At 38.2% G+C, this 23536-nt stretch carries 22 protein-coding genes and 1 riboswitch; of the genes, 9 read left to right on the top strand and 13 right to left on the bottom strand.

The features are described 5' to 3' along the window. Positions 1–110 precede the first annotated feature (110 nt). From IEV17_RS11165 to trpA, 5 genes are all read right to left on the bottom strand, one after another. The gene (locus IEV17_RS11165; protein WP_004664759.1) at positions 111–1046 is read right to left on the bottom strand and encodes a DUF6929 family protein; all 936 of its coding nucleotides are present in this window, start codon (positions 1044–1046) and stop codon (positions 111–113) included. Between the two features lie 88 nt (positions 1047–1134). Continuing rightward, positions 1135–2241: an SPOR domain-containing protein gene (locus tag IEV17_RS11170; protein ID WP_004664763.1), complete on the bottom strand. Its 1107-nt coding sequence runs from the start codon at positions 2239–2241 to the stop codon at positions 1135–1137. Next, the gene (gene folC / locus IEV17_RS11175) at positions 2232–3518 is read right to left on the bottom strand and encodes a bifunctional tetrahydrofolate synthase/dihydrofolate synthase (protein ID WP_004664765.1); all 1287 of its coding nucleotides are present in this window, start codon (positions 3516–3518) and stop codon (positions 2232–2234) included. Before folC ends, IEV17_RS11170 begins: the two co-directional genes overlap by 10 nt. Next, on the bottom strand, positions 3515–4411 hold the full coding sequence (gene accD / locus IEV17_RS11180) for an acetyl-CoA carboxylase, carboxyltransferase subunit beta (protein ID WP_004664767.1): 897 nt from the start codon (positions 4409–4411) through the stop codon (positions 3515–3517). The genes folC and accD overlap by 4 nt, the downstream gene beginning before the upstream one ends. Beyond that, positions 4408–5211 (bottom strand): tryptophan synthase subunit alpha, encoded by an 804-nt coding sequence (gene trpA / locus IEV17_RS11185; protein ID WP_004664768.1) that lies wholly within the window; start codon positions 5209–5211, stop codon positions 4408–4410. Before trpA ends, accD begins: the two co-directional genes overlap by 4 nt. Positions 5212–5486: 275 nt before the next feature. On the opposite strand from trpA, the gene IEV17_RS11190 reads away from it, so the two are divergent. Further along, the gene (locus IEV17_RS11190) at positions 5487–6818 is read left to right on the top strand and encodes a Na+/H+ antiporter NhaC family protein (protein WP_004664770.1); all 1332 of its coding nucleotides are present in this window, start codon (positions 5487–5489) and stop codon (positions 6816–6818) included. Positions 6819–6853: 35 nt separating this feature from the next. Here the strand turns inward: IEV17_RS11190 and IEV17_RS11195 are convergent, their stop codons facing one another. Then, entirely contained in the window at positions 6854–7876 is a 1023-nt protein-coding gene (locus IEV17_RS11195; RefSeq protein ID WP_004664773.1) for an AraC family transcriptional regulator, read from the bottom strand. A 118-nt stretch (positions 7877–7994) separates the two neighbouring features. Here IEV17_RS11195 and IEV17_RS11200 point away from each other — a divergent pair, with 118 nt between their 5' ends. Continuing rightward, positions 7995–8870 carry a metal-dependent hydrolase gene (locus IEV17_RS11200; protein WP_004664775.1) on the top strand — a complete coding sequence of 292 codons (876 nt, stop codon included), beginning with the start codon at positions 7995–7997 and terminating at the stop codon, positions 8868–8870. A 202-nt stretch (positions 8871–9072) separates the two neighbouring features. Here IEV17_RS11200 and IEV17_RS11205 read toward each other — a convergent pair whose 3' ends face one another. From IEV17_RS11205 to IEV17_RS11225, 5 genes are all read right to left on the bottom strand, one after another. Further along, positions 9073–9510, bottom strand: coding sequence for a DUF6985 domain-containing protein (locus IEV17_RS11205; protein ID WP_004664777.1), 438 nt, complete (start codon positions 9508–9510; stop codon positions 9073–9075). A 60-nt stretch (positions 9511–9570) separates the two neighbouring features. Further along, the gene (locus tag IEV17_RS11210) at positions 9571–10566 is read right to left on the bottom strand and encodes a DUF2804 domain-containing protein (RefSeq protein WP_004664778.1); all 996 of its coding nucleotides are present in this window, start codon (positions 10564–10566) and stop codon (positions 9571–9573) included. Between the two features lie 19 nt (positions 10567–10585). After that, positions 10586–11611: a GGDEF domain-containing protein gene (locus tag IEV17_RS11215; protein WP_227554471.1), complete on the bottom strand. Its 1026-nt coding sequence runs from the start codon at positions 11609–11611 to the stop codon at positions 10586–10588. A gap of 246 nt (positions 11612–11857) precedes the next feature. After that, complete coding sequence (gene trpB / locus IEV17_RS11220; RefSeq protein ID WP_004664781.1) at positions 11858–13102, bottom strand: tryptophan synthase subunit beta; 1245 nt, start codon at positions 13100–13102, stop codon at positions 11858–11860. Continuing rightward, positions 13083–13742, bottom strand: coding sequence for a phosphoribosylanthranilate isomerase (locus IEV17_RS11225; protein ID WP_004664783.1), 660 nt, complete (start codon positions 13740–13742; stop codon positions 13083–13085). The genes trpB and IEV17_RS11225 overlap by 20 nt, the downstream gene beginning before the upstream one ends. A 117-nt stretch (positions 13743–13859) precedes the next feature. Beyond that, positions 13860–14072: riboswitch (cobalamin riboswitch) on the top strand. 37 nt (positions 14073–14109) lie between these two features. Here IEV17_RS11225 and IEV17_RS11230 point away from each other — a divergent pair. From IEV17_RS11230 to IEV17_RS11240, 3 genes are all read left to right on the top strand, one after another. After that, positions 14110–15969 carry a TonB-dependent receptor plug domain-containing protein gene (locus IEV17_RS11230; RefSeq protein WP_004664787.1) on the top strand — a complete coding sequence of 620 codons (1860 nt, stop codon included), beginning with the start codon at positions 14110–14112 and terminating at the stop codon, positions 15967–15969. Between the two features lie 94 nt (positions 15970–16063). Beyond that, positions 16064–16651, top strand: a complete 588-nt coding sequence (locus IEV17_RS11235; RefSeq protein WP_004664789.1) for a cob(I)yrinic acid a,c-diamide adenosyltransferase — start codon at positions 16064–16066, stop codon at positions 16649–16651. Positions 16652–16672: 21 nt separating this feature from the next. Continuing rightward, positions 16673–17392 (top strand): glycerophosphodiester phosphodiesterase, encoded by a 720-nt coding sequence (locus IEV17_RS11240; protein ID WP_004664792.1) that lies wholly within the window; start codon positions 16673–16675, stop codon positions 17390–17392. A gap of 29 nt (positions 17393–17421) precedes the next feature. Here the strand turns inward: IEV17_RS11240 and IEV17_RS11245 are convergent, their stop codons facing one another. Beyond that, the gene (locus tag IEV17_RS11245) at positions 17422–17949 is read right to left on the bottom strand and encodes an META domain-containing protein (protein ID WP_004664793.1); all 528 of its coding nucleotides are present in this window, start codon (positions 17947–17949) and stop codon (positions 17422–17424) included. Between the two features lie 211 nt (positions 17950–18160). On the opposite strand from IEV17_RS11245, the gene IEV17_RS11250 reads away from it, so the two are divergent. The 4 genes from IEV17_RS11250 (at position 18161) to IEV17_RS11265 (ending at position 22451) form a co-directional block, all read left to right on the top strand. Continuing rightward, the gene (locus tag IEV17_RS11250; RefSeq protein ID WP_004664794.1) at positions 18161–19330 is read left to right on the top strand and encodes an acyl-CoA desaturase; all 1170 of its coding nucleotides are present in this window, start codon (positions 18161–18163) and stop codon (positions 19328–19330) included. Between the two features lie 136 nt (positions 19331–19466). Next, on the top strand, positions 19467–20909 hold the full coding sequence (locus IEV17_RS11255; protein WP_004664795.1) for a protein adenylyltransferase SelO: 1443 nt from the start codon (positions 19467–19469) through the stop codon (positions 20907–20909). 10 nt (positions 20910–20919) lie between these two features. Next, on the top strand, positions 20920–21501 hold the full coding sequence (locus IEV17_RS11260; protein ID WP_034602056.1) for a L,D-transpeptidase family protein: 582 nt from the start codon (positions 20920–20922) through the stop codon (positions 21499–21501). A 74-nt stretch (positions 21502–21575) separates the two neighbouring features. Continuing rightward, complete coding sequence (locus tag IEV17_RS11265) at positions 21576–22451, top strand: DUF4279 domain-containing protein (protein WP_004664797.1); 876 nt, start codon at positions 21576–21578, stop codon at positions 22449–22451. Positions 22452–22454: 3 nt separating this feature from the next. Here the strand turns inward: IEV17_RS11265 and IEV17_RS17210 are convergent, their stop codons facing one another. Continuing rightward, entirely contained in the window at positions 22455–23528 is a 1074-nt protein-coding gene (locus tag IEV17_RS17210) for a hypothetical protein (protein WP_004664798.1), read from the bottom strand. Positions 23529–23536: the final 8 nt, after the last annotated feature.

Here is a 23536-nt window from a genome sequence, read left to right on the forward strand (position 1 = left end):
AGATGTTGGACGTGTAAGATTTGTTTCTTTAATTTTTGGGTTTTATGCATTTTTTATTGGGCTTTAAAAACCTAATTTTATAAGCTGAATGGTAAGTTAAGAAATACGAACTAACCTGAAGAATTGGCAAAAACAGAGTTGCTAAGTAATATTTTAAAAACTTCAGAATCACCACCATCGCTATCCGTGACCAATAAAAATACCTCACCATCAGAGGTCGACTCTAGCCATGTAATTCCTTCTACTTTAATAGCAAGAGTTTGTCCTTTCGAATCCTGAATCAGATGTGTATATAAAATTTTTCCCTCTGGCGATAACACCAAAATAAAACTGCCTAGCACCGCGCCATCATCATAAGTATTTAATGTTTGCTCAACCGCAGCAGTTGCAACAATTAGATTTTTATCCCACAAAAAACAAGCATCAGAAATACCACTTGCTGCCCCTTCAAGCTCTGGTAATGTCAGATTGAGTGAATTTTTCAGCGCACTTTCTAATGATTTCCCATTTTGAAGTTTTATTAAATCAAAGACTAAAACACCATGAAAACGATTAATATTGCCACGTTGAAAAATGTATAAATTGTTTTGATTTGAACAAACTGCTTCTATATTGAGATCAGCGCCACCAGTCAACGCCAAACAATGTTCTAAAAAATCATAATCCGGGGTATCAAGTAAAACATGAACCTGATGATCAGCTGGATTATACAATAATGCTTTTTTTCGATTTTCTGTAGAACCTGAACCCATCACTAGTAACTGAGACTGTCCATCAAAGCGAATACAGCTAAGCGCTTCAAAGTCTGGTTTAGTTTTTTTACTAAATACCGTTAGTGTCGTATGTTTAGGCTGTTCAAATAATGGAATTTTTTCAAAATTAGTCGCACGATTGATGTTATTTTTTCGATCGGTTTTGAGTAAGTAACCCACATCATCTCCAACCAAGTAGAGATCATCTCCCACACAAGCCACGCCAGAAAGTGCACTAACACTCGAATCCTCTGAAAATATAAAGTGTTCTAATATCTTAAAGCCGCTACTCATATTGTACTCACTGCCCGCAGAAATAGAACACTTGTAACAAGTTCAAAACCAGACGCTTTCCAGCTTTGATCTAGTCGTTTATCTTTTGTTATCGCTGATCAAGTGGAACCCAATCAATCACCCACGCTGATTTCATATTTAAACTTTCATCAGAGGTAATTTTTTTACGTGCGGCATCTGCAACGTCTCGATCCTTCGATGGCCCAACCATGATACGAATTCCTTTTGAAGTCGGGCTTGTTGTAACCTTATAGCCTTTGGCACGCAATTTAGATACAACTGCATCTGCATTGGCTTGGTTAGCAGCCAATGCCACTTGTACCATCCACTTTTTATCTCCATTTTCCATGAGATCACGAGCCTTTTCAGCTTCGGCTTTTTTCTCAGCGTCAGCTTTACGCTTTTTCTCGTCAGCCGATTTTTTCTCAGCTTCAGTTTTACGCTTCTCTTCAGCTGCTTTTTTCTCAGCTTCGGCTTTACGTTTATCTTCGGCAACTTTCTTATCTGCCTCAGCTTTACGCTTTTCTTCTAACGCTTTTTTATCAGCGTCAGCTTTACGTTTATCTTCTTCAGCCTTTTTTTCAGCTTCTGCCTTACGCTTCTCTTCTGCCAACTTTTTTTCGGCTTCAGCCTTGCGCTTTTCTTCCGCTAACTTTTTATCCGTATCGCTTTTCTGCTGATCTGCTTTTTGCTGTTCTACTTTTTTCTTTTCATCTAATTTATTTTTTTCTTCAGTCGCTCGTTGTGTCTTAGCTTTATCATCTTCAGCAAGCTCTGGTGGAATGTTATCAGAACTTTCTTGTTCAGCTAGACGACGTGCATTAATCGCAGCGTATTCTTCTGCTGCTTTACGCGCAGCAGCAGCTTCAGCTTCTTGTTGCATTTTTAGAAAATCAGCTGCACGTGCTTCTTGTTCAGCAACCGCTTTCTCACGAGAACGGCGTTGTTCTTCAAGCAATCTTTTTTCTGTCTCAACATCTACGGCTAATGGTTGTAACGAAACCATTTCACCTTCTTGGGTCGATTGAGCTGTTTGAGTTTTAGGTTCTGTTTTAGGAATTGGGTGTGTAATTGCCGTTTGCGTTTTGTCATGTCCTATTTCGTCATTACCTTTAAGGAGTAATGCTGCCAATAAAACACCTCCACCCAATAGAACAACGCCTCCCATCCAGCGTTGTTTGTTATTCATTGACATTGTTCTAAATACTCCCAAACCGCTTCTAAGGTATGAAACGATCCACAGACTAAAATCAGCTGATTGTTATTACTTTGCTTCAGCACATCTTCAAAGGCTTGCTGGATATTACCGTACTCATATACCTGTTGACCTTGTAATGCATCATGTAATTGATGCAATGGCGCTGCTCTAGGTACATTTAAACTAGCAATAAACCAATCTTTTACTGTTGTTTTTAGTAAATCGGTGACAGACGAGATATCTTTATCTGCCAGCATTGAAAATACTGCGACAACATCTGTGTACTGTTTATTGTATTTTAAGAATTTTCGCAACTGATTCAATAAAAATTCGACGCCATGTGGATTATGTCCAGCATCAAAAATAACGGTTTTATCTTGAATTTGTCGTATTTCAAAACGGCCTTGCAAACGTGCATGCTGAATACCCGCGGCAATCGATGCTTGAGAAATCTCTACGCCACTCACTAAAGCAGCAGCCACAGCTGTAGAAATATTGTCTAAAGCAAGCTGACCAATTGGCAATTTTAGCGTTGTACCTGACGATGCAAATGACCATGTTTGACCGTCATCATTGAGTTGATAAAAATAATCTCGATTCAGCGCATATAGATTTGCTTGGGTTTCAGCTACTTTATCTTGAATCGCTTGAGGTAATTGTTGTTGACCAGCAAATACCACTGGAATATTCGGACGAATAATCCCTGCTTTCTCAAAGGCGATTTTTTCTATCGTGTCACCTAACCAATCGACATGATCTAAACCAATATTGGTAATCACGGCAATATCAGGATCAATCACATTCACGACATCCAGACGACCACCTAAGCCAACCTCAAGTACCCAAACATCACATTGTTTTAGTTTAAAAATAAGAAAAGCAGCCAAAGTGGTTGCTTCAAAAAAGGACAATGATAAACCACATTCTCGACGAGCTTGGTCAACCAACACAAATGCATCAACTAAGCTTTGATCATCAACTTCAATCCCAGCAAGTTTTACGCGCTCATTAAAACGATAAATATGTGGTGATTGATACAACCCGACTTTATAACCTTGTGCATTTAAAATTGCAGCGAGTGTCGTTGTTGTTGAGCCTTTACCATTCGTTCCTGCCACAGTAAAAACTTTTGCCTGAGGTTGCATAACTCCCAACTTTTCAGCAACGGGAATTACGCGCTCTAAACCTAAATCAATGCCTGTAACATGAACATGGCCCCAATAATCGAGCCATGTTGTTAATGTATCTGTAGAATGTGGTGCGTCCAGTTTCAAGGTAAATTCATCAGTTTAGCTACGAGTCGATATACAGTATCACGTAATGCATGACGATGAACAATTTGATCGACCACACCATGATCAAGCAAATATTCTGCACGTTGGAACGGTTCTTCTAACTTCTCGCGAACTGTTTGTTCAATGACGCGTTTACCTGCAAAACCAATCATCGCTTTCGGTTCAGCAATATGTACATCACCTAACATCGCTAATGATGCGGTTACCCCCCCATAGACGGGATGAGTCAATACAACAAGATATGGAACACGAGCTTCTTTCATTTTTTGAATCGCAGCAGAGGTACGCGCCATTTGCATTAAAGACAACATACCTTCTTGCATACGAGCACCGCCTGAAGCAGCAAAACAAATTAACGGTTGATGTAGTTGAATTGCTCGTTCTGCCGCTTGGATAAAACGATCACCAACAACGGTCCCCATTGAACCACCCATAAAATCGAACTCAAATGCACAAGCCACCAAGTCCAAACCTTTTAATGAACCTTGCATTACAACTAACGCTTCAGTTTCACCTGTTTTATCTTGTGCTTCACGCATACGCTCTGGATAAGGTCTGCTATCCACAAACTTCAATGGATCTTTCGCGCTAAATTCTTGACCTAACTCTGCATTGACTTGATCAAAGAACCAATTCAAACGATCACGTGCACGCATACGCAAATGCTCATCGCATTGTGGGCATACATAGGCATTAAATGACATTGCCGTACGTGTTACTAAGGCATGACATTCAGGACATTCAATGGTTGGTTCCGTAAATGTTGCTTTGAATGTTTGTTGTTCATTCGCAACTTGAATACCGGGCACTTGACGCTCTGTCCAAGGCGTTGATGGGTTCAGAACCTTCCCTGCTGTTAACTCTTGACTCATACTAACTCATCGAGCGCGGCTCGAAGCTCCTTCACTTTATTCACCGTCTGTTGCACAGCTTCGTCTGCTGGCAATGTCGCAAAAGATTTAACGAAAGCACTTCCTACGATTACGGCATCAGCAACTTGACCCATTGCTTTTGCAGAAGCTGCATCACTAATCCCAAAACCAACCCCAACAGGAACGTTGGTCATGCTCTTAATTTTCGCAATACGAGCTGCTGCTTCAGAGGTGTCTAGTGTTGCTGCACCTGTCACACCTTTTAACGACACATAGTAAACAAAGCCACTAGCTTGATTTACAACATGCTGAATACGTTGATCTGTTGATGTTGGTGCGAGTAAGAAAATTTGATCCATCTCATTTTGTTTTAAGACATCGCCAAATTGCTTTGATTCTTCAGGCGGTAAGTCCACCAAAAGTACACCATCAACACCACAATCTTTCGCATAAGCAACAAACTTTTCATAACCAATCACTTCAACAGGGTTTAAATACCCCATTAAAACAACGGGTGTCGTTTGATCTTTTTCGCGAAATTCTTTCACCATATTCAAAGCATCGAGTGTGCTCGTTCCACCTGCTAAAGCACGTTCAGCAGCTAGGGCAATCACTGGACCATCCGCCATTGGGTCTGAGAATGGCAAGCCCAACTCAACCACATCAACGCCTGCTTCAACCATTTGATGAAGCAGTGGAACTGTGACTTGTGGATGCGGATCTCCTGCCATAACATAAGAAACAAGCGCTTTACGGTGCTGAGATTTAAGCTGTTCAAAACGAGTGGCAAGACGTGACATAGGATTATGCTTTCCTTGATTTATATAAATTGAGGAGTTGTTTGTAGTCATACAAGAACACTGCATTGTAACGCTATTTTTTGTTCATTGAACAGAGTTTGACGTGATTGCAACAGTGAATGTTACTACTTACAACTGCCCTGCTACATTTATCTATATTTTCAGCTTTTTCTCAATGATCAAAGCTTCCTAATTTTAGCTTCATCGAGGCTGATTTTAGAAATGAGCTCAGCTCCTTTATACTACCCGCAATTTTTAAGTTTTCTTTTTATTTTATGTCTGCCCACACTCAGGAAAAAGTACAAAGCAATGTCCTTGCTTTGCTACCACTATTGGTATTTTTGATCATCTTTCTCGGGAGTGGTCTCTATCATTCAATGATCGGGACAGAATTTGCATTCTATCAAGTCAAAGCACCTATTGCCGCGATTCCAGCTGTTATTCTGGCATTACTACTTTATAAACAGAAACTAAATACGGCGATTGAAGAATTCCTACAAGGCGCTAGTCATCCAAATTTGATTTTAATGTTTATGGTATTTATGTTGGCAGGTGCTTTTGCAAGTGTCTCCAGTGCCATAGGCAGTGTCGATGCGACAGTACAGTTGGGACTTTCGCTGATTTCGCCTGAATTTGTGTTACCCATGTTATTTATTATTGCTGCATTTATTGCAACAGCAATGGGAACGTCTATGGGCACCATTGCAGCTTGTGCACCAATTGCATTCGGTTTTTCCCAAGCAACAGAGATAGCACCTCTCTATGCCATAGGTGCTGTGGTGGGAGGCGCTATGTTTGGTGATAATTTATCTATGATTTCGGATACAACGATCGCTGCCACACGTAGCCAAAATGTTGAACTTCGAGATAAATTTAGGGTGAATGTGTGGATTGCCTTTCCTGCTGCAATCATTACATTGATGCTTTATGTAATGATGAGTCACCAAACAGAGTCAATTCCATCAAAACCTTATGATTTATTGCTTATTTTGCCTTATTTAGCTGTTTTTTTTCTTGCCTTTACACGCTTACATGTACTTGCTGTATTAATGATTGGTGTTATTTTGTCAGGTGTGATTGGTCTTATTGAAAAATCTGAATTTGATTTATTAAAACTCAATAACTCAATTTATGATGGCTTTGTTGGCATGTTTGAGGTGGCATTACTTTCCATGTTGCTAGGTGGTTTGTCTACCCTGATGCAAAAAGAAGGCGGTTTGCAATGGCTTATTCAACGTATTTATACGATTACGCGTCTATTCAAATTTGGCAAACAGCGTGCAGGTGAATTAGGCATTAGTTTTCTGGTCATATTCTCAAATTTATTTGTCGCCAATAATACCGTTGCCATTATTTTATCAGGAGATATGGCACGTGAAGTAGCGAAAGAATATGATGTTGACCCTAAGCGAAGCGCAGCTTTGCTTGATATTTTTTCTTGCGTAATTCAAGGGATTATTCCCTACGGTGCTCAATTACTGCTTGCTTGTTCAATTGCCAAACTTTCGCCGATTGAACTGATTGGCAATATCTACTATTGCTGGATTCTTGCAGTGTGCGCAATCCTTGCAATTGTTTTTAATTATCCACATTTAAAAACACGCTAAAAGCAATCCATAAATCTCTTTAGTTTGCTTTAAAGTTAAAGAGATTTCAAAAACTGCTTGGGTGTAATTCCTGTCCAGCGTTTGAACGCTCGCCCAAACGCACTTTGATCTGCATAATTCAAGCGTTCAGCAATTTCAGAGAATGATTTCCCTTGTTGCAAATATAATTTACTTTGTTCCAAACGATACTGATCTAAAATATCTTGAAAATTAAGCTGATAGGTTTTGAGTTGACGTTGCAATGTTCGTTCTGAACAATGCAAACGCTTAGCAACATAACTGAGCAGTAGTTCTTCTTGCTGTAAAAGTCCTTGTTCAATATGCGTTTGTACTTTTTGACGGAACTGTTGTTGCTGAATCTCAAAAGAAGTAATGCTATTCAGGGATTGCTGAGCTTGAGTAGAGAGTACATAGTTTAATTGTTGGTCTGCCGCGATACTTTTTGCTTTTAAAATTTGATTTGAAAAGCGAATTGCATATTGCCCAGCTTGAATTTGGATCGGACAACCATAAAATTTTTCAAAGTGATATAAAGCTGTATGTGGTGCGTAACCAAATTGAATCATTTGTGGCGGAACGAGGGCATCTTGCACAATTGACTGCGCAATTTTAAAGATCAGCGCCAGATTTAGCTCATACATTTCCCGATAATCACGATAAGATGCCCCCCAAACAATTTGAATATATTCAGAAAACTGCTGAACATTCAGTTGTTCTAAATTGGTCTGTTTAAAAACCAAAGAATAATAACGTTGTAAAAGCTGTAACGCCTGTTGCAGATCTAAACTGGTTGAAGCCAAATATCCCATTAAACCCAAATCTTGCAAATTGGCATGTTCAGCCAATACTAATGTAATCGGTCGAGGGAAATAGGCTTGTGCCGATTGCAAAAGCAATGCATAACGTTCAACATCAAAATCATGCTCATCTGGATTTTCCAAGCAAGTAAGAAAAGCTTGCCAAAGCTCAGGCGCAACAACTTTAGACAAATCAATTTGTTCTTGTTGTAAAACACGATTAAATAATCGCAGGTATCCAATAATAATTTTAACTGACATATGCCGATCTCATCCTGATCTGTCGTTATTTGTATAAAACTTGGCTGTAACTGTCAAAACATTTCATCGGACTTTTTCCATACTGAGTTCATGAAGAAAAGACAAGGAATAGCAAAAAATGAATGCACATGTTTCCTATCAAGTTGAGCCAGTTGTTAGAACAAAACTAGATTTCCATTTAGATCAGGCGCCACGTTTTTGGTTTGGTGGTGATCCATTTCGTACTCGTATGTTTGATGCATTAAGCCTAACCTTCCCTGATGGCGAACGCTATTTTATTGAATGTGTGCGTTTATTCCGTGACAAAATTAATGATCCTGACTTGCAAGAACGTGTGGCTGATTTTATCCGTCAGGAAGCACAGCATGGTATTGCACATGACAAAATGAATCAGATCATGAAAGAGCAAGGTATGCCTGTAGATCAATTCACTGCACGGTTGAAAAAGATTTTTAGATTTGAATTAAAAAACCGTTCAGCTCAATACAATATTGCCATGACCGCAGCAGCAGAGCATTTAACCGCGTTAATGGCAGATACTTTTTATAGTAAAAAGGAAACTTTGGCTGAAGCAGATCCATTTGTTCGTGCGCTATTTGCTTGGCATGCGATTGAAGAAATGGAACATCGTGATGTTGCTTTTGATGTGATGAAGCAAGTCGGTGATGTACCTGAAGCAACTCGACGCTTTGCGCTACTCTTCACCACCTTCATGATGTTTGGTTTTACTTTGTATCGTACGGATGTAATGCTAAAAACTGACGGTTTTAATTTAAGACAACGCTTTGATATGGCGCGTAAAGGTTTGCCGTGGTTCTTCGGTCGCAATGGTATTTTGACTGCAAAAAGGTCTCAATATAGTGACTGGTTTAAAAAGGATTTCCATCCAAATCAACATCCAGTGATTCGTCAATATGATGTTTGGATTGATACTTTGGCTAAAACCAATGACCCAATTGCTGCGGGTGAAGCTTTTTGGCAAGCGGGGCTTTGATACGCTTCTTAAAAGAAGTCCATTTAAATTGTACTTCAAAAGTTGGGCACTTTTCATCTAACTTTTGAAGTTTAAGCCTTAAATTATAAATAACTGTTTTTTGATTCAAGCATGAATTACAAAATAGTTAAAAGTTATCAAACGAGCTTTTAGTCTTATTTATTTTCTACAACTCATCTTGGTTAAAAAACTAGAAATATCACTACAGTACAATATCTTGAACTCCAACTTCAATTACCTTCTCATTTGACACCAGAATACCAACACCGAGCTCTGAATCAAATAAAGTATCAAAAATAAAACCTATTCTTCTATCTTCTCCATTTTCTGTATGCATGATTTTTATATATTTTAAGGTGATTAAACTTTCTATACGATCTGTTTCTACAATTCCAATATCTTCTCTACAATATTTTATAAGAGTTTGTTCTACATCTTTTAAAACATTTTCCTTGTTATCTTCAAAATGTATGTATGTTTTCCTTTGATTATCAGTGATATCACTACCATCATCTTCATACGTATAAACTATTAACCCAATTATATTTAATCGATTAAATAATTCTATTTTATATTCACGCATCCACAACGATTCTTCATTATGCAAAGTAGCAAAAACTTGATCATTAATTAAGTTCATTTTCCCCTCGTATCACTGTTATTGATCCGTCCCTAAAAGCTAAGAACATATATGTGAATTTCACCACTTCGCGTAATGTTGTTCTAGTAATCCATATTCATTATCTAATAACACCAGTTCAACATTTTCATGTTCAATCGTACCACTGACTTTAGCTTGCCATTGATTAAACTGACTACCGATCAAACGTAAGTTAATATTTTCAAAACGACACCAACCTGTTTCAACTAGCAAATTCAATCGCTCGTCTAAAGAACGAATTGACCAACAATTTTCATTTTGTTGCTCAAATAAAATATCAGTTAAAGGATATAAGCGTCCATCAACCCACAACGCATTTTCATTACCAAAACTTTCATTCACACCTGAAGCTAAATTCAAGCCAATACGGCGATCATTTGCATCTCGAAATTGACACGACAACCAAAACCAAGCGGTTTCAGGTCGTAAAAAACCACAGGTATCATCGAGTGCAGCTAGGCTGTGAGAATTAAATTCGATCTGCTGTTGATCTGGACTAATGAAAAAGCCTTCTACTGCCAAAGTGGTTTGTTTTTGTGTATATGTCCAACCATTAATTCCTGTTGGGCTACATAAACTTAAGGCATCCGTACCTGCACAAAAAATACGTGCTTTCAGTTGTACTTCACCATGTTTGGTCACTTGGATATAACGCACACCATTGGCATGCTGCATATCAAATTGATAAGCTGATTTTTTAAAATAACTTTGACTAAATAAAGGTTGTTCATCAAGTTGAGTTTTCAACGCCAATGGCTGAATCGCATTCCATTCGATTACTTTTTTAGAAAGATGATCATAAACATAGAAAAAACCATGCCCCGCCCATGATAAATCGACAATCGCAATACCAATGCTGTAATGCTCATGTTGTAAACCACAGAATTTAAATTTTTTATATTTAAGCTGCTTGCGCCAACCTTTTAGTACTTGGCCATAAGGCGTTTTATAAATATAGTCATCCAAATTGATTTGTGAAGGTATCTGATCAAAACGCCCATAACGAGGCTGACCATTTTTCTGTATCAATTTCACAAGATTATCCCCAACTCAATTATAACGTAAATGCCGTTCTGACCTGATTTTTACCATTGTGTTTCGCCTCGTACAACGCCTTATCTGCTTGCTCAAACAAGCCTGTATAATCAAACCCACTAAAAGCTGTACTACTTACCCCAAAACACGCCTTGATATAAAGCATTTCATTTTCTTTCACTTCAACTGCGGTTTGCTCTAATGCTTTACGACATACCTCTGCGACCAACACTGCATTTCCAATAGAGGTAAATGGTAATAAAATGACAAATTCCTCACCACCATAACGTCCAATCACATCACTGGCTCGTAAATTTTTCCGCAGTATATTTGCGACATGTTTTAAAACCAAATCTCCTTGATGATGTCCATATTGATCATTAATATTTTTAAAATTATCAATATCCACCATAATCAATGATGTTTCTCGATGGGTAATTTGTGCCTGTTGCATCTGTAAATCAATAATTTGATTCACCCCCCGACGATTAAGCAAACTTGTCAACTCATCGGTACAGCTTAGCTTTTGTATTTTTGAATTATATCTGCGCCAACGCTCTACACTAATATCAAATAAAGTAATCGTAAATGCTGCATATAATGTTGTATAAAACATGGAATAAATGATCTGAGCATTTTGCACATCTTTATGCATCAAGGTATAAGGTTTATACGCAATTGCATAATCCAAATACCCAGCAACCGTTAGTCCTGCTAAAAGATAATATACAATGACGTAAGAAATTAGACCAAAATAGACAACAAAACGAGGAAATAACAATAATGCCGTGAAGGCAATTCCCATAAAAATAATTCCATTGAGAATATTGAGCAAACCAACACCAATCGGCAAGCCTAACAATGAAAATGGGTAATAAACAGATAAAAATAATACATAATAAATATGGGTATTTGGCTTATTTTTAATAAAAAAGCCAAACAGAATTAAAAATGCATTTAAAACAAATATACTAGGATACAACCACAGAAATTTAGTTAATAACTCAGTATTTGCTAAAGGATGATACATATATTTTATTTGCATAAAATAGATGATCACAGCAGTAAAACTAGCATAAAGTAATATAGATTGGGATTTTTTAACTAAATCCCAATCCAAAATGACAAGAAAAGCTTTACTTATATATATGGGTAAGGAGTATTTCATCCTCCGTAATCCTGTATGATTATTGTCGTGTTATACATCCATGTACAACCTGTAACAACATAATAAATATCAATGTTGTTTAGGTACACTATTCATAAAATACTATCATACAAATATTCGATATTATAAGTCGACCATCGGAATACCATCAATTTTTGCAACAGTCATTAAGTCTTTATCGCCACGACCTGAAACGGTTGCAATAATGATTTGGTCTTTCGACATCGTTGGAGCAAGTTTAGTGACATATGCCATCGCATGTGAACTTTCAAGTGCAGGAATGATGCCTTCAATCTGAGTTAAATCACGGAAACCTTGTAAGGCTTCATCATCTTTAATCGGCACATATTCAACACGATGCATATCTTTTAAGAAACTATGCTCTGGACCAACACCTGGATAGTCCAAACCTGCTGAAATACTATGTGTTTCAATGATCTGACCTTGCTCATCCGACATGAGATAAGTACGGTTACCATGTAATACACCAACATGCCCTGCATTTAATGGTGCAGAGTGCTTACCTGTTTCAATACCATAACCTGCGGCTTCAACACCGTACATTTTCACATTTTGGTCATTCAGGAATGGATAGAACAAGCCCATTGCATTTGAGCCTCCGCCAACACAAGCAACCAAGGCATCAGGTAAACGCCCTGCTTGTGCTTGGATCTGTTGACGTGCTTCACGACCAATGATTGATTGGAAATCACGAACGAGTTGTGGATATGGATGTGGGCCTGCAACCGTACCAATGACATAATAAGTCGTATCAACATTGGTAACCCAATCACGCATTGCTTCGTTCATAGCATCTTTTAATGTTTTTGAACCACTTTGCACAGGAACTACAGTCGCTCCAAGCAAACGCATACGATATACATTCATCGCTTGACGTTTTACGTCTTCAGCACCCATGTACACCACACATTCCATACCTAAACGTGCAGCAATCGTTGCGGTCGCAACACCATGTTGACCTGCACCTGTTTCCGCGATGATGCGCTTCTTACCTGAAAGCTTTGCCAATAAAGCCTGACCAATGGTGTTGTTGACCTTATGTGAACCTGTATGATTCAAGTCTTCACGTTTCAGGTAAATTTGCGCACCGCCGAGGTGCTGAGACCATCGTTCAGCATAATAAAGTGGACTTGGACGACCAACATAGAACGCAAGATCACGGTCAAACTCTGCTAAAAACTGAGCATCATTTTTCATACGACCATAAAGACTTTCTAAGTCTTCAAGTGCAGCCATAAGCGTTTCTGACACAAAACGCCCACCATGAATACCAAAATGCCCCTGAGCATCTGGAAACTGGGTGTAGTCAATCGCCTGATTTTGTTGACTAAGGTTTTGCTGATCCACGTTGGACTCCTTGCATAAATTTTTCAATGAGTTGTTGGTCTTTTATACCTTTAGCGGACTCTACGCCTCCGCTGACATCCACAGCAAAAGCTGCTGTAGTATCAATAGCGTCACTCACATTTTCAGGGGTTAATCCCCCTGCCAAAATTAGTGGAATATTAAGTTTTGGAAATTTATTCCAATCGAAACAGTGGCCTGTTCCACCTTTTAAATCAGGATGCCACGCATCAAGTAGAACCGCACTGGCTCCCACAGCTTGATAGCGTTGAATTTCGGTCAAAATATCTAAATCAGGTTTAACCTGAATGGCTTTGTACCAACGGCGTTTGCAATGCAACGCAATTTGTTGGCATTGTTCAGGTGTTTCATCACCATGTAGTTGTAATACATCCAACGGAACTGAATCAAGCACTGTTTGGATTTCTTCTGCGCTTGCATTTACAAATAAACCGACCAACTGAACATAAGCGGGTACTGAGCTTGCCAAGATTTGCGCTTGTTCAATACTGACATGACGTGGGCTTGGGGGAAAGAATACAAAACCAATCGCATCTGCTCCTGCTTGCACAACAGCATCAATATCTTGAGTCCGCGTGATCCCACAAATTTTGGCACGAGTTCGGAGTTGAGTTTGGCGCATTTGATGTCCAATTTGAGATGGCTATTTACTACTCTTACATTGTAAAGCAATTTGACATACTTTGGTCAAAGTTCATTTCCAAATGCAATTGTTTAAAAAACGTTAACACTCTATACTTCGCGTCATCTCGCAACAAGTCTAAAGCAAATTCTTTTGCTTATAGGGAAGTTGGTGTAAGTCCAACACTGCCCTCGCAACGGTAACACCGAATTATTAATCTCAGCTAAACGCCAAATCACTGCATCTGAATGATGTGGGAAGATGATTAATAGCATCACCATTGTGATGATATAGTGAAGTCCGGAGACCTGCTTGTTGTTTATTTCCACTTTAACATTCACGATGGGTGAATGTCTGGAGCGACATCATGTCTACTATTTTTCAACCGACACGTTTAGTTGGTGCTATCGCTATTGCGATGGGGTTTTCTTCAACTACTTTTGCTCAAGATCAATCAAGCGATAAAACTGTGACGCTAGATACGATTGTTGTGACGGCATCTCGTACTGAAGAAAAATTAAAGAATGTTCCAGCACGTATCAATATTATTGAACCAAAAATTCTTGAGCAATCTCCAATTGCATCATTACCGCAATTGCTTCAAACAGATGCTTCGATCAATATGGTACAAAGCGGTGGCTATGGACAAGCTGCATCTATCTTCTTACGTGGCGGTAATTCAAACCAAACGCTTGTTTTAAGAGATGGCGTCCGTCTAAATTCAAATACTTCTGGTACAGCATCATTACCATTTATTGATACAACTGATATTAAGCAGATCGAAGTATTAAAAGGTCCTGCATCAGTTTTATATGGTACTGATGCAATCTCAGGTGTAGTTCAATTGATTTCTAAAACACCAGAGAAAACCGCTGCTTTTGTAACAGGTGAAATTGGTGAAAATAAAACTTATAAATCTGTAGTCGGTGCAGATCTGGCTGAAAATGGTTTCTATGCACAGATTCGCGGTCAACGCCTTGAAACTGATGGAACACCTGTCAAAGATATAAAAAATGCAGCCGATGCCTCATTTGATCAAAAAGGCTATAGTGCAAAAATTGGTATAGAAAAAGAACAGTACGCAGCTTCTGTTGATTATAGTGAGAACCAAGGTTATAGCGATTACGATAGCTCTGGCAAACTCGTTTCTCAAGATTTTAAAAATGAAATCATTAACATTAAAGGACGTTTAAATATTCTTGAGAATTTAGCTCTACATGCCCGTTTTTCTCAATTCAAAGATGAAATAGATCAAAATAATTCAACAGATTTTGTCCATAGTAAAACGCAAGAATCTGAAATCTATGGTCAATGGGGCTTTACACCAAATCAAAAGCTTCTAGTTGGTGCAACACATCGAAATATTGATGGTGATGTGATCTCCTATGGCACACCATATCAAGAAGATATTGATTCAACAGGTTATTATATCCAACACAAATATGATCAAGCAGGATTAAACACTCAGGTTGGTATCCGTGTAGAAGACAATGAAAAATTCGGTACACATACTGTTGCTCAAGGATCTGCTCGTTATCAAGTGCTACCTTTAACCAGTGTTTATGCAAATATCGGTTCAGCATTTAAAGCACCAACTTTAAATGATATGTATGCTTTTGGTGGAAATCCTGACCTGAAACCAGAAGAAAGTATTTCTTATGAAGTAGGTCTGGATCAAAAACTTAACTATGGTTTATCTACAGGTTTATCTATATATCAAACCAAGGTTAAAAATCTGATTTCATCTGAATGTGTTGCCGTATGTGATGGTGACGGGGAAACAACATTCCCTGTCTACCAAAACATCAATATTGCTAAAGCTAAAATCGAAGGTGCTGAAAGTTATATTAAATGGCAAGGTGATAATCTTTACCTAAATTTAGGTTATCAATATGTTCGTGCGAAAGACAAAAAAAATAACGAAGATTTAAGTCGTCGTCCTCGTCAATCCGCATCTCTCACGGCAGGATGGGCTGATGCAACTTATGGCATTTCAACCACAGTGATTGCAAAAAGTGATAGTGACAATAGTGGATATGATACCGTACAAATTCCAGGTTTTACACGTATCGACTTTAATGCATATTACAATGTAAACCCGAACATTAAACTCTTTACCAATATTCAAAATGTAGGCGATAAACAATATCGTACCGCTTTTGGTAGTGGTAGTTACTACATCAACGGTGGTCGCCAAGCTTCTGTGGGTGTCACTCTTCGTTATTAATCGTGCAATCTAGACAATAAAATATTTTCTTAACTCCAATTTCGGGGTAATGTTCTGACCGACATTATCCCCTTTTTATTTGTAGGACAGCTTCATGGGACATCGTTTAAGTAAAATTTATACACGTACAGGTGACTCAGGTACAACAGGGCTTGGGGATGGTTCACGTGTCGCTAAAGATGACTTACGAATTAATGCGCTAGGTGATGTAGATGAACTCAATGCCACGATTGGCGTATTAAGAGCACAAATCAGCGCATCTCAAATTGAAAATAAAGCTGATTGGGATAAAAGTTTAAGCTTGATTCAACATTGGTTATTTGATTTAGGCGGTGAGGTTTGTATTCCGAACTATCATTTACTCCAACCGATTTGTATCGAATTTCTCGAAAAAGAAATCGATCACATGAATAAATCTCTGCCAATGCTCAAAGAGTTTATCTTACCTTCGGGTAGCCTAGCATGTAGTTATGCACATCAAGCTCGTGCTGTATGTCGCCGTGCAGAACGTGCGTTATTGTCAGTTCACAATCGTGATCAAAATATTCAAGCTACTGCTTTACAGCTTTTGAATCGTTTATCCGACTGGTTATTTGTTGCCTCACGTGCTTTGCAACGTGCAGAAGGCGGTAGTGAAGTGCTTTGGCAAAAAAACATTAATGATAGTATTGATCAAGCATAATTATTTTTAAGGTAAATCAAAATGCGAATCATTGGTCATCGTGGTGCACGTGGTGAAGCTCCTGAAAATACTTTAGGAGGCTTCCGTTATCTACATAATTTAGGTGTACGTGCAGTTGAGTTTGATGTGCGTCAACTCAAAGATGACCAATTGGTTGTGATTCATGATGATGATTTTGTTCGTACTACGGGTAAATCACATCATGTTGAAAGCTGTAATTTATCTGAAGCTCAGCAATTTGATCATCGCCATCAATGGCAGGCGTGGAGATTTGAAGAATACACACCTAGCCTGCCCCATGTAATGGGTTGTTTAACTGCTTTTGAACATATTGAAGTTGAAATTAAAGCAGTTACAGATGAAGCAGCGGCTGAGCGTTTAATTCTACAATTACACCAAGATTTAGTCCGCTTTGAACAAACTGCCACCATTACGAGTTTTGATGTAAAAATTTTAGCGGCATTACAACAACACCAAAGTCATTTTAAACGTGGTCTGTTGGTTGAAATTCCAATTGGGGAATACGCAATTGAGCTTGCTCAACAGTATGAGTGCCACCAAATTGGTTGGAAAGATCAACTGGCAACCGATCAAATCATTCAGTTTACACAGCAAGCTGAACTTGCTGTGAGTGTTTGGACAGTTAATGACGTTGAACGTGCCAAACATCTACAACAATTGGGCATTCAAGGGTTAATCACTGATTTCCCGAGCACCATGTTGCAACATCTAACTTTATAAAAGTATGGAATTTATTCCGACAACTAATTTTATTTTTTAGATTGCGCCTGAATTAAACGCTGCCCTTTTGCATCTAATAAATACAAATTCGTCCCTTCAATTTGAAAACGTTCAATCCGCTGCATCGCATCCATCAGATCTGCTTCTTGTGCTAATGCTTTATCACAACTAAAGTGCTGCGCTCTCACATCAAAACTCATTTTCCTTTGGCTAAGATCATATTGATAACTTCCATAAATATTATTGCAGCCCGTATGACCTGAAATGGTTTTAGTCACTGAATTCAGTATAAAACTTGGGTATTGATTGAAGAATAAAGCACGTTTATTTTGAATCATGATAATTTGCCAATTCACATCTTGAATGCCATCGTTGCTTTTACGAACTTGCATAGGAGGCAATTCACTTACACGTTTGGGATGTAAGCTATTTTTAGTGATCTGTGTCGGCTGACTTTGGCATGCAGTAAGTAGCAAAGCACAAGATAATATTAAAGTTTTGTGAAAAAACTTATTCAAAGAATAAATTTTATTTTTCACGTTTATTTGTTCTGACATTGATTTATTTCGCCTTTTAATTTATTGATTAATTCAACAAACGAATTCTGTTACTGTTCTTTCAGTACAACTGTAGAATAATACTAGTGTTATCTAATCTGAGCATGCTAATATCGAGCATAAAATAGCAATATATCGTCATGATTGGTTTTGCTATCTCGTTTGGTTTTTATATCTTGTGTAAACAAGGTTTTTAGGAGCGCTGACGGATATGACTTCCGCCCCACTCAAGAAAGCACCCATTAATTGGATTGCAATTTTCGCATTGGTATTTTTACCAGTTGTTGCACTCATTTCGATTCCAATTTATACCTATTATCATGACTTTAGTATGTGCGCATGGATTAGCATGTTTGTCTTACTAGGTGTAAGCAGTTTAGGTATCACTGCTGGCTATCATCGCTTATGGGCACACCGTGCTTATGAAGCAACCCTACCTTTAAAAATCATTCTTATGATTATGGGTACCTTTGCGGTTCAAAATAGTATCTTATTTTGGGCTTCAGGTCACCGTACACATCACCGTCATGTTGATGATATCGATCAAGATCCTTATTCGATTAATAATGGATTCTGGTATGCACATATGGGTTGGATGTTACGTAACTACCCTGCTGCTGAACCGAATTATAAAAACGCACCTGATTTGTTAAATGACAAATTAGTCATGTTCCAAGATAAATATTATGTTCCTTTAGTCATTGCTGTCCATGCAGGTATTTTGTTGCCTGTTGGTTGGTTGGTTGGTGATATCTGGGGTGTATTACTTTTAGGTGGTTTAGTTCGTTTGTTCCTTAGCCATCATGTCACCTTCTTCATTAACTCTTTATGTCATATGTGGGGTAAACGCCCTTATACTGACGAAAATACCGCACGTGATAATTTTATCTTAGCGATTCTCACTTGGGGTGAGGGCTATCATAACTATCACCATATTTTCCAATACGATTACCGTAATGGCGTTAAATGGTGGCAATATGACCCTACAAAATGGTTAATTTGGACGAGTGCAAAGTTAGGCTTAGCAAAAAATTTACGTCGTATCCCAAGCTTTAATATCCAAAAAGCAGAACTTGCGATGAAGTTTAAATATGCTGAACAAGATCTCGCGATTTATGGTCACGATGTGAACACTGATATTGCTCAGATGAAACAACGTATTGCTCAAGAATATGAAGCTTTTACATTAACTCTAAACGATTGGGCGAAGTTAAAAGAGCAAGAGCTACAAGCAAAAAAAGCAGCAATGGCTGAAAAAATCCATCAAATGGATCATAAGCTTAAAGTCGATTTTCAACTGCTTGAACATCGACTTGCACATCATCGTGAATGTTTAGAAACATTAGTGCGTAATATCAAAAAGGCACCAGTTTCAGAATAAAAAACACTCAATAAAATGGTCTCTTTAGAGGCCATTTTTTATGCCTATTTAAATATTCAGTTCATGACCACAATTCACTATTTTAGACCTATCTTTGTTATAGTCATCATTCAGCTTCTTGCCATGATATTGACCTATGCATTTCAATCCTCGCTATTCATCTCTCAATTCAAAGCTCTATCATCAGCAACAACCAAGTCCTTTACGTGGTGCAAAAGCAGGTCATTTCAATGAGGCTTTGGCAAATGAGTTGCAATGGAGTGATGAAGACAAAGCCAATTGGGTCGAGATTTGTAGTGGGCAAAAAACTTTTGCTGAATTCACTCCATTGGCGATGGTGTATGCAGGTCATCAATTTGGTCAATGGGCAGGTCAATTAGGTGATGGGCGTGGTTTATTGATTGGACAAATTCTAAATCAACATGGACAAACCATTGATCTACACCTCAAGGGTGCTGGTTCAACCCCCTACTCTCGTATGGGGGACGGTCGTGCCGTGCTTCGTTCAGTTATTCGAGAATACTTAGCTGGACATGCACTCAATGCTCTTGGCGTAGCATCTAGCCATGCCGTTGGTTTCACCACATCTACACAAGGTGTACAACGTGAAACTCTTGAACTTGGTGCAATGTTATTACGCACATCTGAATGTCATATTCGCCTAGGGCATTTTGAGTGGATCAACCAATATGCACCTGAACTTTTAACTGAATTTACGCAAAAGTGTATCGAATGGCATTATCCGGAATGCCTAGAAGCTGAGAACCCTGTTCTGGCTTTCGCTAAAGCTGTCATTGAACGTACAGCAATCATGATCGCCAAATGGCAATTGGTCGGTTTTGCACATGGTGTAATGAATACCGATAATTTAAATATTACAGGCTCAACCTTAGATTTTGGTCCTTATGGATTTATGGAACGCTTTCGACCAAACTGGATTAATAACCACTCCGATTACCAAGGTCGTTATACCTATCAAAACCAACCGAGTATTGGACATTGGAATTTGTGGACATGGTTGAACAATCTTATTCCTTTAGCTAAGCCTGAGCATAAAGAACAATTCAAACAAGATTTAGCGACTTGCTTAGAACAATTTGAACCAATCTTTTTACATCATTATGGTCAAGGACTCTGCGAGAAGATGGGACTCCCCCATTTCCATAAAGACAGTTTAGATTGTAGTTTTGCATTCTTGCGGATTTTGCAAACGGAACAACTCGACTATACGCAAAGTTTTATTCGCCTACAGAACAAGGAATATAAAACACTCCGTGATGATTGCTTAGATCTACGTCAGTTTGATGCTTTTCTACATCAATATCAGGAGATTCGCAAAACTCAAGATACAAACGAGTTAGATCGAGTTATGCAAGGCGCTAATCCTCATTATATTTTACGCAACCATATGGCACAAAAAGCGATTGAACAAGCTGAACGTGGTGATTTTAGTGAAGTTGATCGTTTATTTAAGCTCCTCAATCAGCCTTATCAAAAACAGCCTGATTTGGAATCTGAACAAGATACTGCACCTTTACCAAGTGATATGCCTGAAATTTCAGTAAGTTGTTCATCGTAGAAAATCAATGATGAAACTCAGGTTTGTAGTTGGATTTATAATACTGATTCTTTTCAGTGGGCTGGCTTTTTATCAGTATGGAAAGTTTCTGCCTACATTCACACCAACACATGAACCTCTTTCAGCACAAGTGATACAACAGCTCAATGAAACTAAACCCGTGACTTCAATTGAAGTATTTAAAAGCCAACGACTTCTACAATTGAAACATCAAGATGAAGTGATTCGAAGTTATCCGATTCGTTTAGGCTTTAACCCAATCGGGCATAAACAATTTGAAGGTGATGGCAAAACACCTGAAGGGACTTATTCAATCGACTGGCGTAATTCCCAAAGTGCTTACTATAAATCCTTGCATATTTCCTATCCAAATCAAAATGATCTTGCTTTCGCCAAACAGCAGCATCAATCTACAGGTGGAGACGTTATGATTCATGGAACAGTGCCTACATGGGCAGCTTCATTGCCTTCAAGTGCGACATATATGCCTCGTAAAGATTGGACTTTGGGCTGTATTGCTGTCACTAATTCAGATATGGATGAAATATGGGCACTCGTCTCCAATTATATAAAGATCAATATTCATCCATAATTTTTTAAAACTATCCACATTTTCTGTGGATAATGTTGTGGTTATCCACAGGATAAAATGAGATTGATAAAAAGATGTCCCAACAACAAAGTTATAGTGAATACTTTTACTTCACCATTACCCAAGACAGCGAACAAAATGTGCAACAGATTGTAGAGCAATATCATCTTGATCGAATGTGTCGCTATGAAGCTTGGAATAAAGGTCAAATCAGTGATGATGGTACACATCAATTTCAACAGATGTGTATCCGTTTCGATATCGATCAAAATTTAAATAATGTAGAGCAAATACAACATTGGTTTACGTATCTTGAAACCAACACCAATATATTACAGCTTCCCACATCATTTCGTCTGACTTTGCATTTAGTTACGCATGATGCAAATACGCAAGGTGCAGGATTTCATCTTAATATTGATCTATTACGGGAATTGAGCGAATTAAATGCGGGGTTTCATTTACATGGTTATTTAGATCAAGATGATGGACACGATTATCCATATGCCAAACCAATCGCAACAACAGAAGAATCAAGACCATGTAATGAATATGCTTATTTCTGTATTTGGTCTAAATTACCAGCAAATGAGTTACAACAATTATTTCCTGAATTAAATTTTGAAGTGTATTTTGATCTGGGTCGTAATATCACTCGAACAAATGCCGTAATTAGATCAAAAGTCAATCATCGTAATTCATCAATAAATCTTTCTTCACGTTTAAATCGAGAAACAGCAAAACTGAATCAGCATATCAGTGATGTACTCGAACAATTACAACCTTATCAAAGTACCTTACGGCAGCTATTTTTTAATCCCCAATATTCTCTCGGTATCAACGCAACTGGGTATGTTGAAAATCCACATCATCGACTGATAAGTGCATCCAATATTCAACAGTTGTTTGCAATAGGTTTGAGTTTAGATGTGGATTACTATTTTGCTTAATCTCTACCATTGATATTGCGCAAATAATTGTGCACCCATTCTCTTAGCCTGATTAGTATTTAGATTATCTGCAATATATTTCACACCAAAATAATCATGTTGAATTGATAACCCCAAGGCATGAGTCTGTGGTTCAAAATGGATTCCCCATTGCAATCCAGCATCCCAATAAGCATTAAGTTGCCAAAGACTATTATATTGATTACTGATTGAGCTTATACCTAACTGCCAAGCCTGATCCGACTGATAATTGAAATCAGTATAAATTTTAAATGGCAGTTTTTGGGTGTATTGATGGTGCTTACTAAATTGTCCGTGAATATCAAAGCGGGGGCGCTTATCCTGATCATAAGTAATCTGATATTGTGTATAAGGTGCATCTTGCCAATATAAATAAGCAATTGCATCCTGAATATTAATGTTTACTTTCCAGTGATTCGCAATTGTCCCTTGTAATGAAGTATCAAATGCAAAACCATAACCCTGATTTGCACGCTCATTCCACCCCATTTTATCTTCTTTTAGTGCAGGCTGGTCATAACTATAGTCAATTTGGCCATTCAGCCATTTAACGCGGTCCATGAGTTGCTTTTGATCAGTTGTTTGAGCCAAAGCATTGACTTGACCATCCACATAATGTCGCCCAATTAATGCAGTTGCACCCGTTGTTAAATTCCAGTTCGGACTCAATTGCCATGTATAGGCAAATCTAGAGCCGACAGTATCAACATGCTGCGCCTCAAGTTGTAAATTATATTGAGTACTGGCATCAATCAATTTTTCATTTTTGATCTGATAATATAATGTTGCAGTATCTGGACTAAAATGTAGGACATAATCATAACGCCAAATCCAGCTAAAATCCCATTGACCCTGTTTAATACCCAACTGCATTAAACCATGAGCAAAAGCATTTTTTCCTGATTTAAAATGCGTATCATTCCAATCATCTGTAAATGCGTGAATCGACACAGGTTCACTATATACATTTGCCTGCACTTGATAATAGATTTTTTCCTGAGCATGGGAATAGAAAGGAATCAATATCCCGAATACAGCTAGACTTTTTTTGAGCATAAAAAAAG

Origin of the sequence: Acinetobacter modestus (assembly GCF_014636095.1) — a bacterium.
Taxonomy (GTDB): domain Bacteria; phylum Pseudomonadota; class Gammaproteobacteria; order Pseudomonadales; family Moraxellaceae; genus Acinetobacter; species Acinetobacter modestus.